The sequence below is a fragment of the Thalassospira sp. UBA848 genome (assembly GCF_002295455.1).
Lineage (GTDB): Bacteria > Pseudomonadota > Alphaproteobacteria > Rhodospirillales > Thalassospiraceae > Thalassospira.
This window is the reverse complement of the sequence record NZ_DBGS01000004.1, coordinates 1-20,678: the sequence shown is the minus strand read 5'-3', so window position 1 is coordinate 20,678 and position 20,678 is coordinate 1. Positions and strand designations below refer to the sequence as shown.

The following is a 20,678-nucleotide window of genomic DNA, read 5'->3' as shown; positions in this document are numbered from 1 at the left end:
GTTCGAGTCCTGCTGCCGGAGCCAATTAAAAAGGGACCGAACAAATTGTTCGGTCCCTTTTGCTTTTAGCCCATTCAACCGCTGGATACTCAAGTGATGAAAACCGTCAAAATCGAGCTTCGTGAAGTTGAGCTAGCAACCCTTTCCGGATCGACCCGTGGTTGGCTGATCACTGGAGATAGCGGAATCATTCATGGAATGGTGCACCCGATTGACGGGGATCTGTTTACAATCTCGTCCAATACTGACCCCCGCATACAGGCCTTCGGCTGGTGCCCGATGTTTGACAGCCTGGCCCATGTGCAAAGTGACCTTGAAATCGCCCTTGCGATGTCTTCGCAAGAAGAAGTCGAAACCTGGCTTGAAGAATCCGAACGATTTGATGACGATGGCCATCATGGGCATGTTCATTAACACCCTGCGTGCCTGCTGCTTACCGGCCTGACCTCAAATGGCCACGCCCTGCCACAAAAACTTCGTACCGGCAGTGCTTTATTGATACACAGCAAATCAATATAATTGTTACGCCTCTAAAATACCGCACCGCATCATGGATCGCGTGCTGACAAACTGGCATGCGCATCACCATAAAGGGCAAACAGGCCAAACCCCGGCCTGCCCCACAGGACAAGGCGCAATTTGGCGATGAGTACAATTAACCTCGATCATCTGTTCAAACCCAAATCGGTCGCCGTGATCGGCGCGTCAAACCGCCCGCACTCTGTTGGCAGTGTTCTGATGAAAAACCTGCTGGCCGGTGGCTTTGACGGGCCAATCATGCCAGTTAACCCGCGCAGCCAGTCGATTGGCGGTGTACTGGCCTATCCGGACGTCGACAGTCTTCCAGTGGTTCCGGAACTAGCGGTGATCTGCGTCCCGCCCAAAGGTGTTGTGCCCGTCATGGATTGCCTTGCGGAAAAGGGCTGTCTCGCCGCGATTGTCCTGACTGCGGGCCTTGGTGCGGAACAATATGATGATAACCGCACAGTTAAACAGGCGATGCTTGATATCGCGGCCTCCAGGAAGATGCGTCTTCTTGGTCCAAATTGCCTTGGCCTGATGGTGCCGGGCATTGGCCTGAATGCCAGCTTCAGCCATCAAAGTATTGGCAGCGGCAAGATCGCCTTTGTCTCGCAATCCGGAGCCCTGTGCACAGCTGTTCTGGATTGGGCTGCGGCCCGCGGAATCGGGTTTTCCCACTTTATCTCTTTGGGCGAATGCGATGACGTCGATTTCGGCGATGTGATCGACTATCTGGGGTCTGATCCTGATACCCGCGCGATCATGCTTTATATCGAGTCCATCCATGAACGCCGCAGCTTTATCTCTGCGGCCCGTGCGGCATCACGCAACAAACCGATCTTGTGCATCAAATCCGGCCGCTTTGCCGAAGGTGCGGCTGCGGCGGCCTCCCACACCGGCGCGCTTGCTGGCGCTGATGATGTCTTTGATGCGGCCATCAAACGGGCCGGTGTATTGCGTGTGTATACGGTCAGCGAGATGTTTTCTGCCGCTGAGACCCTTTCGCGCATGCGCCCTTTCCGCGGGGACAAACTTGGCATTGTCACCAATGGTGGCGGGATTGGTGTTTTGGCGGTTGATGCCCTGATCGAACGCCATGGCCAACTGGCACATCTTGAAGACGAAACCATTTCTGCGCTCGACGAAATTCTGCCGCCGACCTGGTCGCATGCCAACCCGGTTGATATCATCGGTGATGCGCCCGGTGAGCGTTATGCAAAGACCATTGATGCGGTCCTCAAGGACAAGAATATCGACAGCTTGCTTGTGATGCATGCGCCGACAGCAATTACCGACCCGGTCGAGGTCGCGCAAGGTGTGATCGACACAATCAAGGGCAGCAAGAAGAACATACTGACCAACTGGGTTGGCGAGGCCACCGTGGCCGAGGCGCGCAACATGTTCTATGCGGCCGGAATTCCGACCTATCGCACACCCGAAAATGCGGTTGCCGCCTTCCAGCACATGGTGAACTTCCGCAAGCTGCAAGACCTTCTGATGGAAACCCCGCCATCCGTGCCACATGATTTTACGCCCGATATAGACAAGGCGCGCAGCATCATTCATGCGGCAATCCATGCGGGACATAACATGCTGACGGAACCCGAAGCGAAGTCGGTTCTGGAATGCTTTGGCATCAACACCGTCAAAACCTATGCAGCACGTGATGTGCAGGATGCCGTTAGCAAGGCTGAAGAAATTGGTCGTCCGGTTGCACTGAAAATCCTGTCAGACGACATCAGCCACAAGTCCGATGTTGGTGGCGTTATCCTGAACCTTGAAAACGGGGAAGAAGTTCGGGCTGCTGCGGAAAAAATGGAACGCGTCATTCGCGAAAAGTTCCCGGAAGCACGTCTGCGTGGCTTTACCGTTCAGGAAATGGTCAAACGGTCCGGCGCACGCGAACTGATCGTTGGCATGACCACCGACCCGATATTCGGGCCGGTCATTCTGTTTGGCCACGGCGGTGTTGAGGTCGAAGTTGTTCGTGACCGTGCCATGGCATTGCCGCCACTTAACATGAAGCTTGCCCGCGAGCTTGTGGAAGGCACACGTATTCACAAACTGCTTCAGGGCTATCGCGATGTGCCCGCAGTGAACCTTGAAGAGCTGTACATGACACTGGTGCGCCTGTCGCAGCTTGTAGTGCAGTTGGGTGAAGTTGTCGAACTTGATATGAACCCGCTCTTGGCTGACCGCGAAGGCGTCATCGCGCTTGATGCCCGCATCAAGGTCACGCCAAAAGTACTGAGCGACGAAAACCGTCTGGCAATTCACCCCTACCCGCGTCACCTCAAAGAGAAAGTGGTGATGGATGATGGTACGACTTATTTGCTACGGCCAATCAAGCCAGAAGATGAACCTGCTCACTATGAGTTCATGTCGCGCCTGACCCCTGAAGACATTCATTTCCGCTTCTTCGGATCGGTTCGTGAACTGCCGCATTCGGAAATGGCGCGTCAGACGCAGCTTGATTACGACCGCGACATGGCCTTCCTTGCCATTCTGGTCGATGGCGACGAAGAAGTTGAATTCCACGGCATTGTTCAGGTTGTGATTGACCCGAACAACGAAACGGCCGAATACGCCATCATGGTTCGTTCCGACATCAAGGGGCGCGGGCTTGGCCGTATCCTAATGGAAAAAATGATCGAGTTCTGCCGTCGCAAAGGCACAGAAACCTTTATTGGTCAGGTTCTGCCAAACAACCGCCGCATGCTGACCTTGTGTGAAAGCCTGGGCTTCACCCGAAAATTCATTCCTGATGAAGATGTGTTTGAGGTGACGTTGCCATTGCAGCGCGACACAGAATGACCAAGCGATGATCAAAACATGCAAAAAGCCCGGCATTTGGCCGGGCTTTTTCTTGAGATAACGCGATGTTGCGTGTCAGGCTGTCTCGGTGACGAGTTTTGCCTTGATATCGGCCACGGCCTTTTCAGGGTCGATACCCTTTTCAAGCAGTGAGTCTCTGGCTTCGGTCTCGATCACGCGCAGTTCATGCAAAGTCGTCTGAACATCTTCCAATTGCTGTTCAAGCTCTTCGATCCGCCGTCTTCCAACCAGCATCAAATGTGCAAGCTGCTCGGTGCGGCTGCGGTCAGCATCGTAAAGGTCAATATATTCCTTGATGTCTTCGAGCGAGAAACCAAGACGCTTTCCACGCAGAACAAGCATTAGCCGTGCACGGTCACGATAGTTGTAAACACGCGTCGCCCCTGCCCGCTGAGGCGAAAGCAGGTTTTTGGTTTCATAAAACCGGATTGCGCGCGGGGTAATGTCGAACTCTTCGGCCAGTTCGGTGATGCTATAAAGCTTGTCGTTCATGATTTTTCTTGTTTGTTGAATGCGGTGCGCCACCATCGCAACATTCCGACAGCCCAGTCAACTGATTTACGCATACGTAAGGCGAAAACACCTGGTGTGGTGTCTTACGATGGCGTCGTGTCAATCATTATAGACTGGTAGGGAACGGACATATTCAAGATCGACAGGAATGTAGTTCGGACCTTCGAAAACTGAACCACGCGTACGTGCCCCAGGCCAATACCCGCTTTCACTAGACCACGTACTGCCATCTGGCATCGGCACATCCAATGCATCGCAATAAGCTTCCTGATGCTGCGCGCGAAGCTCGAAGCGTGCAGCCAGTCCATCCTCGAACAATGGCGTATCGGAGGCGCGTGGCGCGCTCAGAACACCATCATAAGGGGAAAATACGTCGGGATAAGTCACGTGATTGGCAAGATCACCGGCAAACTGAACCGGTAATGGTCCGTCCGCTGACAGATCAAGCTTATCGGATGGACCAAAGAAGGACTGATCAACTGGCATCAAGTCTTCAGGCAGTTTGTTTGGATCCGCATGTTCAATGGCGTTGCGCGCATTGATCAAACCGCGTGTTGTTCCCTTTTTGATGTATTTCTGGCGTAAGAAAAAGCTGTTGTGCAGGCAAACCGATACGTAATCGGGCTGCGCCACGGCCCCGCCTTTGCCCAGCTTGAAAACAGCGCCGCCATTATACTCATCACCCTCCGGGCCCGGTCGGCTGTCAAACCAGCAGATATTTCCATAATAGTACCAGAACCCGCCACGGACACCGTCCTGGGAGAACAGCTTGTGGCAGTTATAAAACCGGTTGCGCCCAATCCACCAACCGACCGCCGTGGCTTCGGGTTCGATCGGATTATCGCGAATATATCGAAAGCGGTTGTCTAATATCCGGACGTCGCGGTTAAAACTGCCAACCGGGGCATTCAGGTTATGGGGCGAAACATCCATCCGGACGCCATTATAGCAATCACAGATATCGTTTCGGATGATCTCTACATCGCCGATAATGTCATCAGCGCCAAAAAAGGCACCATTCAGATAGCGGTACTCAACCTTGATGACATTGCCGCTTTCGTCCTTGCCATCATGGATTTCGTCCCAGCGGATGCCGCGCCAGATATTTGGGTCCTGTACCCATCGACAGTCCGATATCGAAATGCCACGGGTTTGTTCACCATTTGCATAAAAGGCATAGGTCCCGTTGGTGATATCAAGATCACGAAAAGCCAGATCATGACTGTTCTCGATATAGACGGCACTCGGCCAGGCGCGTTTGATGGTAAATAGCTCGATCCGAATATGGGCGACATCAATTAACTGGAATACAGCAAAGCCGTGCCGCCCGGGATTGCTTGCCGATACAGATGGATCGGGCTGCTTGTTCGCATTGATGATCGCATCGGGTTCACCCCGGACGATGATTGGTTGTTCAGAAGTCCCGCTGCACGGAAACCGCAAAGGTTCATCAATGCAATAGTCACCGGCAATCATCCGGATCATTTGACCGGGCTGGCTTTGGCTAATCGCCTGTTCAAGGGTTAATGTCGGACGCAGTTTTGCGTCGATCCAGTGTTGCCGACCATCACTTGAGACATAGACAATTTCCATGCCAAACCCTCCTGCCATTGATTGCAAAACTATATCGCGTAACAACCGATTACAAAATCAGTTGTTTACAACACATTTTGCAAATCTTGCTTTAACAGAAATCCGGACGAAGTCCCGGTCCATCAGGGTTTGGACATCGCAATACTCGATGAAACTTGGTATGGCGGGCCATAAATCACAAAAGTGAGTTTTCCTCACATTCTATCAGCAGCACATATCCGCTAGACACGATCCCCGCTTTCCATCGGCCATTTTGTATGATGACTGTCGATGACAAAGTGATGTTTATGGGTCACAGGCGGGTGATAGTGGCGATGTCGGTGTTTTTCCCTGTCCTGTGCATCTTCATGAACATGCACGTGATGAGGATCATTATGCTCATGCGGATGTTCATGCCAAAACCCGGGATGGCTGTGGCGTATTGCAAGCTTGTCTTCCTTGGGCCACAGCAAGATTGCAGCAATGATTGCCATGAACGCAAGACCACCTGAGGCCAGAAACGCAACAGACAGGTCAGCCAAACTGCCAAGCCAGCCAACAATACCATAGGCAAACAGCCAGCCACCATGTGACAGTGCAAAATTGGCTGCAAAGAAAGCCGACCGATCGCCGTCACCTGCCGATCGTTGAACCAACCGACCACCCGGCGTTTGGGCAAAAGTCGTACCTGCGCCTGCAATGACCCACAGGCTTGCAAACGCCATCACACCCCGTTCACCAGCGACCAACAAAGCACCACCGAGTAACATCGCCGCCGCTGCCCCGACGATGCCCGAAAGCATCAATCGGCGTTCACCAGTGCGTTCGATCAAGCGCGGGATCAAAAAAGCGGCAATCATGGATCCGCCGCCCGCACAGGCGAGGAAGCTGGTGGTCAGGAACTCACTGCCGCCAAGAACACCACGGGTCAAAACAACCGTATTGACGATAATCATCGCACCGACCGATGACACGGCAAAGTAAACCGCCAAAAGCCCGCGCAAGCGTGGTGTTTTCAAATAGGCTACGATCCCGAAGATCGTATTGTCATAGATACCGCCAAGCCGATCTGTTGCTGCTGCTTGAGGCACAACGGTGGTCATGATCAACAAGGCTGAAAGTGCAAATGTCAGACTGTTTGCCATGAACAGACTGTCAAAGGACCAGATGGCAAGCAGTGCCGCCGCAACCGCCGGACTGACGAGGTTTTCAAGATCATAGGCCAGGCGGGCGTATGAAAGCCCCTTGGTATAGGCCTTCTCGTTCGGAAGAATTTCGGGAATTATCGCCTGAAAGACCGGGGTAAAGGCAGCAGACGCCGCATTGACCAGAAACACCAGAACGAAAATCTGCCAGACTTGGTCAACGAATGGCAAACATAGGACGATCACCGCACGCAGCACATCAAGGCCGACCAGCCACATCCGCCGTGGCAGCAAATGTGCCATGCCGCCCGCAACCGGCGCGATCAGAAGATAAGTCACCATCTTCAGAACAAGGATGGAACCCAGCACCCGCCCGGCATCATCCCCGGCAAGGTCATAAGCCAGTAGCGAGAGAGCCACCGTGGTCAACCCCGTGCCAACCAGTGACGTGATCTGGGCTGCAAACAAATGGCGAAAGGCCGGTTTGGTAAATGGGGATATGCTTGATGTCATCTCCGCCCTTTCACTTTCACCCAACCGTTCCCGTCCTCAGGATGCGTCCTCGGCCTCTTTGGCCCGCGCACTGGCCGTACATTTCTTTTCCGGTAATTGAAGCATTTTTCCCGTGCGCAGTTCAATGATCCGTGTTGCCAGTTTGCGGCGAAAATGCGGATCATGCGATACAAGGATCATCGCCTGAGGCAGACCAAGCAGGATTTCCTCAAGCCGGTGCATATTTTCTTCATCAAGCGCGTTGGTCGGCTCATCGAGCAACAAGACATCTGGCTTCATTGCAAGTACCGCTGCCACCGATACCAGCCGCTTTTCGCCCCCCGAAAGTTCGTGCGTGATCCGTTCGCGCAGATGCTTGAGATGCAGTTGATCCAGGACATCATCAACAATTGCAAGCGCCTCTTCGCGGCTGGCACCAAGGTTTAGCGGGCCGAAGGCAATGTCTTCGATAACTGTCGGACAGAATAACTGATCATCCGGGTCCTGCACGATGAAACCCACACGGCAGCGCAAGTCATGAAATTCCGTCTCGGTAACACGTGGCGAGCCAAAGGCCCGGATTTCGCCCGCGTGCGGTTTGATGAGCCCCACGATGATCCGTAGTAGCGTACTCTTGCCCGCCCCGTTTGGCCCGGCAATAAACAGCCGTTCGCCGGGGTCAAGCGTCAGGCTGACATGATCCAGCACGTTTTGGCCCGCACGATAGCCATACGAAATATCATTCAGTTCAATAAGCGAAGACATAAATTCGATCCAACAGGACTAGCGCGGTGATCAACGCCAGGAAAATTACGGCGAACAAACCATCTCGACGCCCAAAGGCCATATCGTCAATCAACGGGAAATGGCCGCTGAACCCACGACACTTCATGGCTTCAAGCACTCGTTCCGCACGCTCAAGCGATCGCACTACCAGCATACCAAACAAATACCCGAATGATCGGTATGTGTGGGCATTATTGCGCGCCTTGAAGCCGCGCAGTTTCATGGCCATACGAAGACGGTGATATTCGTCATGCAGCACAGAGATATAGCGCACGGTAAACATCATCAGATGCACAAGTGCTGCCGGACATTTCAAGCGGTATAGCGCATGGCCAAGGGTCACCGGCGTCATGCCTGCAAGCAGGCTTAGCATCATCAAAACAACCGCATTCGCGCGGACACCGACAAGAATGGCATGCCTCAGGCCCTCTTTGCTGGCCTCTGCCCCGAAAACGGTAAACATCGGTGTTCCCGGTGTCGTGAAGGGCAACATGATCAGCATGACGATGATGAACCCATCCATGGCGGCCATGCGTTTTAATGTCACGCGCCAGGGCAGATCGGTCAGGCTCATTGTCATAGCGGCAAGCGCCAGGGCACAGAGCGCGAATTCAATCTGTTGCAGGGCAACAACGACAATCGCAAAAACACAAGCAGCAAGGACACGCGCTCGTGGATCGAACCTTTCGACAAATGCGATGGGGTTCCCGGCACCTGCCTTGACGTTCAAGGGGTGATCATGTCCGAAAAGATGGCTCATGCTTCAGGTGCTTTTGCTCTTAGGCGTCGCGCGGCAAGGTAATAAACAATCCCGAATGCCCCGAATATATAACCAATACCGCCCAGAATCGATTGAAGATCGTTCTTTTCCTTGTATGCCGTGATTTCGCGGCGAAGCGGGCGCAATTCATCGCGCACGATAGATGCAATGATTTCTTTCTGGGCACGGGTAATGGCCGGAGCCGCGTTCTCGGTTGTTGCAACCACTGCCACCTTCGCAGATGAAGCACTTGTCGCATTTTCCAGCGCGACGTTTGATAAGTCGTTTATGGCAAATGCAGCTTCTGCCACGTGACCTGCACCAAGGTCCGCACGAAAACGTAAATCCACATCACCTGATGGCGTGTATACGAAAAAGCCATCTTCATCAGTGGTGATTTCGTCAATCTTCGTGCCATCGGGGGCCAGCACTTCGACCAAAGTGTTGCCGGCCATGACACCATTTGAGAAGCCGACTTCCCCTTCGATGCTGGGTCCACTTGGGAATACAGACGCAATCACCTTGTGCGCCTCTGCGCTACCAGTCCCCTGGAGAAGCGCAACCATGGTCAAAAGCAAAGCAAGCAGCCTAACCATTTGGTGTCTGCTCCGCCTGATTTGCGCGCAAGACTGCTGCCTGCATTTGAAAGTCTTCAACGGGATCTGCAGGTTGCAACAGGGCCGGTTTGACCTTGGCAATAAGATAGACAGAAGCCGCAGAGACAAGGCCTTCAACGATCATGATCGGGATATGGGCAAAGAATACCAGTTTAGCCGCCGGGATAAATGCATCCCCGCTAAGCCCCAGGGAAATTGCGACAAAAAGGGTCGTGAGTGCGATTGAGAACGCACCAGCCACCCCACCGAACACAGCCGCTGGGACCGGCGGAACACGTGCAACCATCCCCCGGAACAGGAGCCCTGCCAACACAGCGGGAAATGCGATATTCACCGTATTGACGCCAAGTACCGTCAAACCGCCAAAGCCAAAGAATATCGCTTGCAGTAACAGACCAACGAAAAGTGCTGGAAACGCGGCCCAGCCCAGCACCAGCCCGGCAAGACCACTCATGATGAGGTGCACACTGGAGGGCCCAACTGGCACATGAATAAGCGACGCAACAAAGAATGTTGCCGACAAAACCCCGGTTGCCGGGATTTTATCAATTGGAAGTTTCCGCAGTCCCAAGCCAAGCCCGGCCACTGCAAGAACACCCCCACCAATCAAAACTTCCGGTGCCAGCGCACCATCCACAATATGCATCTGTTCTGCCCCTCGCCTATTTCACATCATAGGCGCGAACCCACAGGACTGCATCCTGTGAAAGCTCTTTACCCTGAAATTTTTTGTCAGGGCCGCTGCCAAGTGCTGCGAACCCCCAAAAGCCCGCTTTTGGAACGCCGAATGTGAAATACCCGTTTTTATCGGAAAGTGCGACCACGGCACCACCAGGCATTGGCGATGCGGTTGGTGCCTGGGGCGTATTGCTGGCCATGTCGGGTTCAGCCGCCATGTATTCGACTTCAACCTCTACACCCGCCAACGGTTTCCCGTTGCTGAGAACGCGACCAGTGAAGGTTGAACCTGCAATGATATTGGTTGGCCGATTAAGCGGCAGAATCTCGGTTTTCAGCCCTTGCGGTTCCATCCAGTCTGTCGGGATTTCGTTGCGGCTGACATAGGATTTTGTGATTTGCTGGATGAAGATATCTTCGCTTTCTTCATAATACGGTGCTGGAACGACAACCATCACATAGTCACCGCTGCGCCGAAGCGTCAGCACACCGTCAAAGGCGGCTGCCGAATTCGCGCTTCCGGTAAAGGTGATCGGCGAAAGCGTTGATTTTAAATCAATTTTCTTGCCGCGATTAACCGCATAAAAATCCAACGGCTCTGCCATATCCATGACATGACCATTTTCAAACGGATGCCAGAAAATCAGTTTAACGGGCTGGTCGCCCGCCCTGCTAACATTCACTTCCGGCGTATAGGCCAATTGAAAATGAGCATGCGCCGGCAATATGGCCGACATCACGCAGGTGCTTGCAATGACAAGCCTGCCAAGGGTCTTCAACATGTAATCGTCTCTTTCTCAAACGATGCACGCAAGCCAACGGCCCAACGCGCAGGGTCAGGACAAAGAACGATAGGATGGCTGGAAGCAAGATTGCGGATCTTGTTAAGACCGTGTGTACCCCTGCAACCTGACGCTCACCCCGGCGTCCAACAGTTTTATACCGGGCCATAAACACCCGGCAGTCAAAGGCAGGTCTCCTGGCTCGCGGCTTTAAAAACACTGCGCCTTCCCGGCTTGTACCAGTGGCATATGCAGTGCTCTGACCGCTTACAGTTGCGGGGGCAGCCGTGGCTTTGTCATGCGTGACGCACCACGTTCCCTTTTAAGTTGATCCATTCTGATCAACACCAAAGACCGTTTCATAATCCACGCGCGACGGATTGCTGTCAACTATTTGCCCCGTTGCTGAACAACAAACTTTTGGGCCAATGGCTTGACGTTATCTGGGGGCTACGCAAAGATCGTTCGCACCTTTACCAGCAGGCAAAGAATGCCTCAAACACGACGGGCGAAAACATTATGACACCTGAAACAGTTCTTGTTTTCTGGTTCAAGGAACTTGAAGAAAAACAGTGGTTTATCAAGGATACTTCCCTTGATCGCCATATCACCGAACGCTTTTCCGATTTTCACGCAGCAGCGTGCACAGGCGAGCTTTTTACCTGGCGAAAAACGCCGCATGGCCGTTTGGCCGAGATCATCGTTCTTGATCAGTTTTCGCGCAATATGTACCGCGATCAACCGCAATCCTTTGCCACCGACCCAATGGCACTGGTTCTGGCACAAGAAGCCGTTTCACTGGGACTGGATCGCAAACTCGTGACACCGCAGGAACAAGCATTCCTGTATATGCCCTATATGCATTCAGAATCCGAGATCATCCACGAAGTGGCGGTTGATCTGTTTTCGCAGCCGGGGCTTGAAACCAATTATGAGTTCGAGCTGAAACACAAAAAGATCATAGACCGGTTTGGCCGCTATCCGCATCGTAATGAGATATTGGACCGCCAATCGACGCCTGAGGAACTGGCGTTTCTGAAAGAGCCCGGGTCATCCTTCTAAGCATAAAAAAAGGGACGGGTTCCCGTCCCTTTCATCTGCTGTCACCTAAGCGCAGAACATCACCCGACGTCCCGGTCGCGATTATCCCACCAGTCTTGAACAAGGCTTTCTGCCTCATCCATATAATCCGCCTTACCGGCAAGGAAGGCTGCCATAGCTGCGCTGCCTTTGATTTTGGCCTCTGCAGGGATGTCTTCGACATCGCCACGCCAAACACCAAGGAAGTGTTTAAGCGATACCGGGCTTTGGTCTTCATCATCTTTTGCGGGTTTAGACAACAATGCAGGCCAGCGAACATCATTGAGTTCGCCATTATCAAGCATGCGCAAATCGACATGCTTGTAAGGCGTTCTTTCCGCCTCGCCGCCGCCACCCTTGATCACGCCAATGCGCGGCAATTCAAGCAGCCTGCCGGTTTCGCGATGAACGTCGAGAAACGCCGGGTGAAACACGCCAAGAAACGCAGAACGTGCTTGCAGCGGGTTTAACAACCGAAGAAGGGTATTAACCGGACTGCGCAGACCAAGCAATGGGCGCAAACCAATCAGTTCCTGCAGTTTCGGATGCATATGGCGTAACGGCAAATATGCAAAGCCCTTGGATGCGATATCCGACCGTGCTTCCTCTGCAGACATGGCAATTGGCAATTTCAGAGCCTTGATGGCGGCTTCTGTGCCGACGCCATTTACAAGGTGCGAATTGTAGCCATGCATCAGGATCGGCACGCCGTTTTGTGACAGCAACAGGGCTGAAAGAACAAACCATGGCAAACCACGGGTTCGACCGGCAGCATAAGATGGCCAATCGAGCGCAGGGCGTTCAAGCGCATCATCCTCGCCGTCTTCATCCGGCTCCAGTCGGGCCGCCTTGCGCACAGCCTCGATCATGCCAGCAAGTTCTTCGGGCGTTTCGGCCCGATAGCGCAGCATCAACAAAAACGCGCCAAGCTGGATCGGTTCAACCTCGTCACGCAGGATCATGGAAAACGCTTCAAACGCTTCTTCGCGGGTCAGGCTGCGCGAACGCCCCGGTCCACGGAAAAACGTGCGTAAATAGCCCGAAAACGGATGCGCTTCGGGTAAAACGTTTTCTTCCTCGAGCTGTTCAAGATGCTCGTCGGTCATAAGACTTCACCGGATAGTTGTCGTTACTTGTCGTGGATACGCGTAAAGACCCACTCTGTCTCAGTGGAGAGGTCATCCTGATAGCGATAGCCGTCGACATCAAATTTCTTGAGGTCTTGCGGGTCTTCGAGCCGATTGTCAATCATATAGCGCGCCATCATGCCACGTGCACGCTTGGCTGAGAACCCGACAACCTTGGCCGTGCCCCCCTTTACCTCTTTGAAGACAGGGGTAATGACCGGGCCATCAAGCACCTTGGTCTTGATCGATTTGAAATACTCGTTCGAGGCCAGATTGATCAGGCTCCGATCCTTATGACCCTTGGTGATTTCATTGATCTGTTTGGAAAGCTTGTCGTCCCAGAATGCATAGAGGTCCTTGCCACGCGGATTGGCAAGACGTGTTCCCATTTCAAGACGGTATGGCTGCATCAAATCACGCGGTTTAAGCAGACCATAAAGCCCGGAAAGCATCCGAAAATGATCTTCGGCCCAGTCGATATCCGCAGCCTTCATCGTATCGGCATCAAGCCCGACATAGGTGTCACCACGAAATGCAAAAATCGCCGGTTTTGCGTTGGTCCGATCAAAAGGACGAGAAAAATGCTGGAATCTTTGATAGTTCAGATCAGCCAGGTTTTCACTGATGCCCATAAGTTTCATCAAGTCGCTGCGACTTTTTTTGCGCGCGACATCAATGAGTTCTTCTGTGTCATCGAGAAATGCAGGTTGGGAAACAGACATTTCCGGGACATCTGTTTCAAAATCCAGCTTCTTGGCCGGGGACACAACAGCAAGCATCAATCTGCCTCTTCTCTTTCATCTCGGTTCGATTTGTCGTAACAAGCCACAAGGCATGGGCAATGTCTAGGGCCCAACCCCATGTACAGGAGTATACGGCTGTGCATCGGTTTGGACCCTTGGCGTTAACCATAAACTTCTAACTTTGCAGAAAAACCGTCTTGCGCAAGCTCTGACGGAAGAAAGGAACCATTATGAGTGAACAAGTTCGCGCATCCCACATTCTTCTGATGTATGCCGGTTCGGCCCGTTCGACCGCTACCCGGACCAAGGATGAAGCCCTGACCGAAATCAATGCACTTAAAGATCAGATCGCAACAGGTGCTGATTTCGCAGAACTCGCCAAATCAAACTCTGACTGCCCGTCCGGCCAGCAGGGTGGTGACCTTGGATTCTTTGGTCGTGGCATGATGGTTCCGGAATTTGATGCCGCCGCCTTCAGCATGGATGTTGGCGCGACCTCTGACGTGGTTGAAACCGACTTCGGTTATCACCTTTTGCAGCGTACCGCCTAAGCAACCGCTTGCGCGTCATGCAGATGGTGAAGGCTGGCATTTGATTGCCAGCCTTTTTCTTTTCAGTCGTGCATCTCAGAAATCAACAATCGGGGCATCAAGCTCATATTCCGACTTGTGATCCTCGATCTCCAGCACCCAGACATCGCGATCAAATCCCACTTGCTTGCGACAGTATTCGTCGCAGTCAAATTCCGTTTCCCGGCCCCCATCCGGCCCACCGGCAACCAACATCCAACCAAGGTCACCATCGAGCGTGGTCACGCGTGAGTAGACAAAACACCCCGCGTCAAACCGGTTAAGCTTCAAAAGCACAGCACCTGCGTCTTCGTTGCCCTTATGAGCGACCATCGCCGTGATCAGCTTTGACTGGCAAATCGCGATCTGCCCCCGCACCCATAAACCTGCCTTAAGACGCGGTTGCATCACACCCCATCCCGCGAAGCGGTTACGTTTTCCGGCATTTGCAGTATCAGGTTCGCATTGGGGCAGATGTTTTCCCACATATCCCACTCAGAAGGCTTGGCCGCGCCAAAGAAGTCCCCTTCCCGACCCAGCATGTCAAAAATGATCTGGAAATGCAGATGCGGAATCCAGTCGCCATTTATCGGGAAATCCCCAAAACGGCATAGTTGATCGCCCGCAGTTATTTCCATGCCCTTGTACAGCCCTTCAAGAGAATCGCGACTTAAGTGGCCGTAAAGCGTATAGAATTTAACCCCGGCAGCCGGTTCATGCTGCAAGATGATCGTCGGCCCATAATCAAGGTGCAGGTTGTTATCCGCAAAGCTGTGTACAACCCCGTCAAGTGGCGCAAACACAGGCGTGTATGCTGGAGCGAACAAATCAATGCCCAGATGCTGGCTTCGTGCCTCGCCATCATTTTTAAACTGTTCGGATTGATAGCAAATCCTGTCTTCGCGATAGCGGCCAACGCCGACAGGCGCCTTGGCATCTGCAAGTTGCTGCCACATGATTTCGGTTTGGCGCGCCGGATCGCTTTCCCCGCCAATGACGACGTCGCCATTCGATGAGAAGTCGTAAACGATCTTTGTACAGGTCTTGAGGTCGCATTCCATCACAGACCGGAAACTATCGCGATTCTCTTCGATCCACGCACGCAGCTCTGCGGCCTCTGGCATCGGTTCCTGCCCTTGTGTGAGGCGTTCCTGATAGGTTTGAAGACGTTTGGCAGCAGCGGTAGATCGCATGACGGTCACGGTGGTGGCTCCGAAACAGAAAAAGGCAGGGACGATGCCCTGCCTTTAGCTACATTAATATCTGCCTGATCGGCAAGCCCTGGCTTACCAGTTGGTCACTTCGTATTCGCAGGACACGTCATCATCATCGGTGTCGGTCAGCGCAACCGTCAGGCGGCGCATCTGCGGGTTAAAGCGTTTGATAAAGTTCAGAAGCAGAAGCGATTCTTCGGAAAGCTCGCCCGCATCGTCGTCGTCTTCATCAAGTTCGCACAGCTCAACCAGCTCAAGGAACAGCGCACCAAGCGCGCGTTTAACATCTTCACCGCCCTTAAGGCCGCCCGTCAGTTCGCCGAGCGGTCCAAGATCGATTTCGAGTTTGCGCAGGTTCTTGCTCATCTGGTCGATGGCGTCTTCATCAAGAACCATCTCGGCCGCAATCATATGCGTACCAACTTCGTTGATATTCATGAAACCGACGAACTCGAACAGATCGTCTTTGGTCCGGCCATCCGCCAGCAGCTTTTCGGTATGCGCTTCGAATTCATCGAAGTCGATATCTTCGCCAAGATCGTTTTCAAGATCGCTCATGTCGCTCTCCAATCTGAATTTGCGCTGCTGATACTCTGGATTGCGGGAAAACTCAACCCGGACTGGTGATATGGTCATCTGCTATGCAGCCATCACATTGCCCGCAATAAATCCTGACAAAGAAGATTGCGAACATTATCGCAATATCACTAGGATCAACACCTCAGATTATAATAGCTCTACACGGTCAGCTTTTAACGGATAGTGTCATGCCCGCCTTCACGCTTCTCGATATTGTCGCATTCTTCTGGGCTTTTGCCTGGTGGGTGGGTTACACGCTGTTTGCAGATGCCAGTTCAAGACGTCGAAACTCCATTTCGGCCCATATGGCAAGAAATCGCCATCGCTGGATGGAACAGATGCTTAAACGCGATATCAGGATGGTCGACACATCCATTGCCAGCAACCTGATTACGGGCATCAGTTTCTTTTCATCGACCACCATTCTTGTTCTGATCGGCCTCGTGGCGTTGTTGGGCTATACCGACAAGGCAATTGAAACAGTGTCCGCCCTGCCCTTTGCGGCTGTCACAACACCCGGCGTGTGGGAATGCAAGGTGGTGTTGCTGATTGTGATCTTTATTTACGCCTTTTTCAAATTCACATGGGCGTTTCGCTTATCCAACTATTGCTCGATCCTGATTGGTGCTGCCCCTGATGCAGATGAACCCGATGCCCCGCGCGCTGCGGCCCGCGCTTCAAGGATGAGCATGATGTCGGCACATAACTTTAATCGTGGCATTCGGGCCTATTTCTTTGCCCTGTCAGCACTGGCATGGTTCTACCACCCGGTCGCATTTGTTATCTGTGCAACATGGGTAACGCTGGTTCTCTATAATCGGGAGTTCCGGTCGCACGCGCTCGATATCCTCAGTGGTCATCACTGACTTCCTCAGAAATCAAAAAGGGCCGCGATTGCGGCCCTTCTCGTGTCGTCGTATTGCACGCTTTCAGGCAGTCTGCGCCCGTCGCCGAATTGCAAAGGTTGCAACAACCAACAACACCAGACCAACCGGCAGGGCCGCACTGTAAAGCAGTGTCACCCAACCCGATCCGGCATAGATTGTACCGGCGGACAAAGATGCGATCGCAACCGTCCCGAAGACACAAAATTCATTGATCGCCTGCACGCGGGCCTGTTCGGATGGACGGTAATTTTCCGTCAGGAACGTGGTTGCACCAACAAACATGAAGTTCCAGCCAATTCCGAGCAACACCAGAGACACCCAGAAATTGCCGATCAAATCCTGACCGGCAAGACCGACAGCCAGGCACACAAAGTTCAGGATCGCACCAGCCTGAATGACTTTAAGGGCGCCAAAACGTTTGATCAGGTTGCCGGTAAAGAACCCGGGCGCATACATACCGACCACATGCCATTGAATGATAAATGCCGCATCGCCAAACGCGTAATCACAATCAAGAATCGCAAGCGGCGTCGCCGTCATCACAAAGCTCATGACCGCATAGCCCAGTGCACCGGCAATGATTGCAACAATGACAGCCGGTTGGCCCATCACGGTTTTAAGCGGACGTGCTGGTTCAGGGTGCTTGTGCCCGCGCATATCAGGCAACCGCAATTGCCCAATTGCGATCACCAACAGGAACTGCAATCCGATCAAGGCAACAAAGGTGCCAAGAAACGGCACGGTATCAAACCAGTCGCGGGCAAAACTTGCCAAGTTGGGGCCGATAAAGGCAGAGGCCAACCCACCCAGCATCGTGTAGGAAATCGCACGCGCCCGGAATTCTGCCGGCGCTGCTTCGGCGGCGGCAAACCGATACTGCATCGCCACTGCGTTTCCGGCCCCGATACACGCACAGGCAATACACAGCAGCCAGAAGTTCGAATAATAGACGGCCCCCATCCCCGATACCGCACCCAGCATCGCGACCGTAGCCCCCATCCAGAATCCGAATTTGCGTCCCATCTTGGCCATGATGACGGCTGACGGGGCTGTCATCGCCATCATAGCGATCATCATGAAGGCAACAGGAAGGGTTGAAAGGGATTTGTCACTGGCAAGTGAAAAACCAATGACGGCGGCGACGGTAAAAATCAATGACATCGCACTGGCAGACAGCGCGACACACAGACTCAATATCATAATGTTCCGGCGAACTTCCGGGCTCGACATTTGGGGCTCCCTTCGGTGGCGTTGGTGGCGCCGTTATGATGTTTTTGCAAAACAGGCCAAAGGCCAAGGCTTCTATCTTGCTCTACATGTTTGTCCTGTTATATTGGCTCTTCACCTTACGGGATAGTATCAATGCACGGCTTTGCCGACAAAAAGTTGAATACCGCCAAACTAACTGCATGCCGCAATGGCTGCAGCGCGGTTCGTGCTGTCCCGAAAGTCGCTTTTTTCAAAGAGCGAACTTGACCTCATCCTGAAATTCCTTTTCTTGTGCATTTACCCCGCGTAAACATGCGGGTCTTATATGTGCATTACTGAATTATGCCCGCAGATAAAGCAGAGTTGAGCCAACCATGATTGCCCTGACCCTTCCCGATGGTGCCGTACGCGAATTTGACGGCCCGGTATCGGGGTTCGATGTCGCCAAAAGCATCAGTTCTTCGCTGGCAAAGAAGTCCTTTGCCATCATCGTCAACGGCGAAGTGCGCGACCTCGCGCGAGAGATTGACACTGACGCGACTATCGAAATCGTGACCAAGGGCCATGAAGAGGTTCTTCCGCTGATCCGTCACGATTGCGCCCACGTGATGGCCGAAGCCGTTCAGGAACTCTATCCCGATACGCAGGTCACGATTGGCCCGTCCATCGAAAATGGTTTCTATTACGACTTTGCCCGCGAGACGCCATTTACGCCCGACGATCTGGTCAAGATCGAAAAGCAGATGCACAAGATCATCGAGCGGAATGAGCCGATTGTGCGCGAAGTCTGGGATCGCAACGAAGCCATCAAGTTCTTCCTTGAGAAAGGCGAAAAGTACAAAGCCGAAATCATCGAAGACCTGCCGGAAGATGAGACCATCACCTGCTATCGTCAGGGTGACTTCATCGACTTGTGCCGCGGCCCGCATGCGCCCTCGACCGGCAAGATCGGCAAGGCCTTCAAATTGATGAAGGTTGCCGGCGCCTATTGGCGTGGCAATTCCGATAATGAAATGCTGCAGCGTATCTATGGCACTTGCTGGGAAAGCAAGGAAGACCTGGATGCGTATCTGCACATGCTTGAAGAAGCAGAAAAGCGCGATCATCGCCGCCTTGGCCGCGAGATGGACCTGTTCCACATGCAGGAAGAAGCGCAGGGTTCTGTTTTCTGGCACGACAAGGGTCTGAAGCTGTATCGCAAGGTCGAAACCTATATCCGTGATCGTCTCGATGATGCCGGTTATCAGGAAGTCCGTACGCCGCAGCTTGTCGACCGTGTGCTCTGGGAAAAATCCGGTCACTGGGAAAAGTTCCGCGAGAACATGTTCACCACCACCCCGGATGAAGATGATCCAGAACGCGTTCTGGCGCTCAAACCGATGAACTGCCCGTGCCACGTGCAGATTTTCCGCCTTGGCAGCAAATCCTATCGCGACTTGCCGCTGCGTATGGCGGAATTTGGCTGCTGCCATCGAAATGAACCGTCTGGCGGTCTGCATGGCATCATGCGTGTGCGCCAGTTCATCCAGGATGATGCCCATATTTTCTGCACCGAAGACCAGATTGTCTCGGAAACCAAGATTTTCTGTGACCTTCTGAAATCGGTCTACAAGGATTTTGGCTTTACCGACATTCTTGTGAAGTTTTCGGACCGTCCGGAAGTGCGTGCCGGTTCGGATGAAATCTGGGACAAGGCTGAAGCAGCCCTTCGTGAAGCGGCCCTGGAAGCTGGCCTGGCACTCGAAGTCAATCCGGGTGAAGGCGCGTTCTATGGACCGAAGCTTGAATTCGTTCTGCGTGATGCGATTGGCCGTGACTGGCAGTGCGGCACGCTTCAGGCCGACTTCGTTCTGCCGGAACGTCTCGATGCATCCTATATGGGCGAAGACGGCGAAAAGCACCGCCCGGTCATGTTGCACCGTGCGATTCTGGGCTCGCTCGAACGTTTCATCGGTATTCTGATCGAGAACTACGCTGGTCGCCTGCCGCTTTGGCTGTCACCGGTTCACGCAGTTGTCTGCACCATTACCAATGACGCAGATGACTATGCGCACGAGGTTAAAGCTGCTCTCGAAGCCAAGGGCCTGAATGTTGAGCTCGATACCCGTAACGAGAAAATCAACTACAAGGTCCGCGAACACAGCCATGCCAAGGTACCGATGATCCTTGCGCTGGGCAAACGCGAAGCAGAAGAAAAAACCGCTTCGGTTCGCCGCATTGGCTTCAAGCACCAGAAGACCTATGGCATCGATGAACTGGGTGATGCGATGGCCGCAGAAATCCGGGATCGTGTGATCGAAGCCGAATTCTGATTAAGGTCAGACCAACAAATAAAAAGCCCGCAAGTCACATGCTTGCGGGCTTTTGTTTCATCTAAACACGATGTTATTCGTGCGGAAGTTTCGGGTTATTCGTTGGCGGCAATGATCCGCCACCTGCCCCGGACAGATCCAGCTTTGGCATCCCAGTAGCAGTCTCTGCTTGTTGTGCACGTGTCTGGGCATAGGCGACGGACGGATGGCGGGCATTGCCAAATACTTGCCCGATAAAACGCCAGATCTTTGGCAC

The 20,678-nt window shown here is 53.2% G+C and carries 20 protein-coding genes, 1 pseudogene and 1 riboswitch; of the genes and pseudogenes, 6 read left to right on the top strand and 15 right to left on the bottom strand.

The window, feature by feature from the left end:
• Positions 1–96: 96 nt before the first annotated feature.
• Together B2R48_RS00750 and B2R48_RS00745 are read left to right on the top strand one after the other, a co-directional pair.
• Positions 97–414 (top strand): hypothetical protein, encoded by a 318-nt coding sequence (locus B2R48_RS00750; RefSeq protein WP_213473070.1) that lies wholly within the window; start codon positions 97–99, stop codon positions 412–414.
• A 231-nt stretch (positions 415–645) separates the two neighbouring features.
• On the top strand, positions 646–3,336 hold the full coding sequence (locus tag B2R48_RS00745; RefSeq protein WP_296996588.1) for a bifunctional acetate--CoA ligase family protein/GNAT family N-acetyltransferase: 2,691 nt from the start codon (positions 646–648) through the stop codon (positions 3,334–3,336).
• Positions 3,337–3,411: 75 nt separating this feature from the next.
• Here B2R48_RS00745 and B2R48_RS00740 read toward each other — a convergent pair whose 3' ends face one another.
• From B2R48_RS00740 to B2R48_RS00705, 8 genes are all read right to left on the bottom strand, one after another.
• Entirely contained in the window at positions 3,412–3,849 is a 438-nt protein-coding gene (locus B2R48_RS00740) for a MerR family transcriptional regulator (RefSeq protein WP_213473066.1), read from the bottom strand.
• Positions 3,850–3,969: 120 nt separating this feature from the next.
• Positions 3,970–5,463, bottom strand: coding sequence for a hypothetical protein (locus tag B2R48_RS00735; RefSeq protein ID WP_213473064.1), 1,494 nt, complete (start codon positions 5,461–5,463; stop codon positions 3,970–3,972).
• Positions 5,464–5,684: 221 nt separating this feature from the next.
• Positions 5,685–7,100: an MFS transporter gene (locus B2R48_RS00730; RefSeq protein WP_213473062.1), complete on the bottom strand. Its 1,416-nt coding sequence runs from the start codon at positions 7,098–7,100 to the stop codon at positions 5,685–5,687.
• 36 nt (positions 7,101–7,136) lie between these two features.
• Complete coding sequence (locus B2R48_RS00725; RefSeq protein ID WP_296996582.1) at positions 7,137–7,844, bottom strand: energy-coupling factor ABC transporter ATP-binding protein; 708 nt, start codon at positions 7,842–7,844, stop codon at positions 7,137–7,139.
• Positions 7,828–8,625: a cobalt ECF transporter T component CbiQ gene (gene cbiQ, locus B2R48_RS00720; protein WP_296996579.1), complete on the bottom strand. Its 798-nt coding sequence runs from the start codon at positions 8,623–8,625 to the stop codon at positions 7,828–7,830. The genes B2R48_RS00725 and cbiQ overlap by 17 nt, the downstream gene beginning before the upstream one ends.
• Entirely contained in the window at positions 8,622–9,191 is a 570-nt protein-coding gene (locus B2R48_RS00715; RefSeq protein ID WP_296996595.1) for a cobalt ABC transporter permease, read from the bottom strand. Before B2R48_RS00715 ends, cbiQ begins: the two co-directional genes overlap by 4 nt.
• Positions 9,192–9,213: 22 nt before the next feature.
• Complete coding sequence (gene cbiM, locus B2R48_RS00710) at positions 9,214–9,888, bottom strand: cobalt transporter CbiM (protein ID WP_296996577.1); 675 nt, start codon at positions 9,886–9,888, stop codon at positions 9,214–9,216.
• A 16-nt stretch (positions 9,889–9,904) separates the two neighbouring features.
• Complete coding sequence (locus B2R48_RS00705) at positions 9,905–10,702, bottom strand: DUF4198 domain-containing protein (RefSeq protein WP_296996575.1); 798 nt, start codon at positions 10,700–10,702, stop codon at positions 9,905–9,907.
• Positions 10,703–10,872: 170 nt separating this feature from the next.
• A riboswitch (cobalamin riboswitch) is annotated at positions 10,873–11,069 on the bottom strand.
• Positions 11,070–11,221: 152 nt separating this feature from the next.
• On the opposite strand from B2R48_RS00705, the gene B2R48_RS00700 reads away from it, so the two are divergent.
• A complete protein-coding gene (locus tag B2R48_RS00700) occupies positions 11,222–11,764 on the top strand; it encodes a DUF924 family protein (protein ID WP_296996572.1) in 543 nt (180 codons plus the stop codon).
• Positions 11,765–11,823: 59 nt separating this feature from the next.
• Here the strand turns inward: B2R48_RS00700 and B2R48_RS00695 are convergent, their stop codons facing one another.
• Positions 11,824–12,888 (bottom strand): glycosyl transferase family protein, encoded by a 1,065-nt coding sequence (locus tag B2R48_RS00695; protein ID WP_062954985.1) that lies wholly within the window; start codon positions 12,886–12,888, stop codon positions 11,824–11,826.
• Between the two features lie 23 nt (positions 12,889–12,911).
• Complete coding sequence (yaaA, locus tag B2R48_RS00690) at positions 12,912–13,688, bottom strand: peroxide stress protein YaaA (protein ID WP_296996567.1); 777 nt, start codon at positions 13,686–13,688, stop codon at positions 12,912–12,914.
• A gap of 194 nt (positions 13,689–13,882) precedes the next feature.
• Here yaaA and B2R48_RS00685 point away from each other — a divergent pair, with 194 nt between their 5' ends.
• On the top strand, positions 13,883–14,203 hold the full coding sequence (locus B2R48_RS00685) for a peptidylprolyl isomerase (protein WP_296996565.1): 321 nt from the start codon (positions 13,883–13,885) through the stop codon (positions 14,201–14,203).
• Between the two features lie 75 nt (positions 14,204–14,278).
• Here B2R48_RS00685 and B2R48_RS00680 read toward each other — a convergent pair whose 3' ends face one another.
• The 3 genes from B2R48_RS00680 to B2R48_RS00670 form a co-directional block, all read right to left on the bottom strand.
• Positions 14,279–14,629 carry a DUF1491 family protein gene (locus tag B2R48_RS00680; protein ID WP_296996562.1) on the bottom strand — a complete coding sequence of 117 codons (351 nt, stop codon included), beginning with the start codon at positions 14,627–14,629 and terminating at the stop codon, positions 14,279–14,281.
• Complete coding sequence (locus B2R48_RS00675; protein ID WP_296996592.1) at positions 14,629–15,414, bottom strand: peptidoglycan DD-metalloendopeptidase family protein; 786 nt, start codon at positions 15,412–15,414, stop codon at positions 14,629–14,631. Before B2R48_RS00675 ends, B2R48_RS00680 begins: the two co-directional genes overlap by 1 nt.
• A gap of 93 nt (positions 15,415–15,507) precedes the next feature.
• A complete protein-coding gene (locus B2R48_RS00670; protein WP_213473046.1) occupies positions 15,508–15,993 on the bottom strand; it encodes a hypothetical protein in 486 nt (161 codons plus the stop codon).
• Positions 15,994–16,202: 209 nt separating this feature from the next.
• Between B2R48_RS00670 and B2R48_RS00665 the strand changes: the two genes are divergently transcribed.
• Positions 16,203–16,880 carry a DUF599 domain-containing protein gene (locus B2R48_RS00665; RefSeq protein ID WP_062954997.1) on the top strand — a complete coding sequence of 226 codons (678 nt, stop codon included), beginning with the start codon at positions 16,203–16,205 and terminating at the stop codon, positions 16,878–16,880.
• Between the two features lie 63 nt (positions 16,881–16,943).
• Here the strand turns inward: B2R48_RS00665 and B2R48_RS00660 are convergent, their stop codons facing one another.
• Positions 16,944–18,131 (bottom strand): MFS transporter, encoded by a 1,188-nt coding sequence (locus B2R48_RS00660; RefSeq protein WP_296996556.1) that lies wholly within the window; start codon positions 18,129–18,131, stop codon positions 16,944–16,946.
• A gap of 353 nt (positions 18,132–18,484) precedes the next feature.
• On the opposite strand from B2R48_RS00660, the gene thrS reads away from it, so the two are divergent.
• Positions 18,485–20,422 carry a threonine--tRNA ligase gene (thrS, locus tag B2R48_RS00655; RefSeq protein WP_296996553.1) on the top strand — a complete coding sequence of 646 codons (1,938 nt, stop codon included), beginning with the start codon at positions 18,485–18,487 and terminating at the stop codon, positions 20,420–20,422.
• 73 nt (positions 20,423–20,495) lie between these two features.
• Here the strand turns inward: thrS and B2R48_RS00650 are convergent.
• Positions 20,496–20,678 (bottom strand): annotated as a pseudogene (locus B2R48_RS00650) (DUF4126 domain-containing protein); the annotation flags it as partial.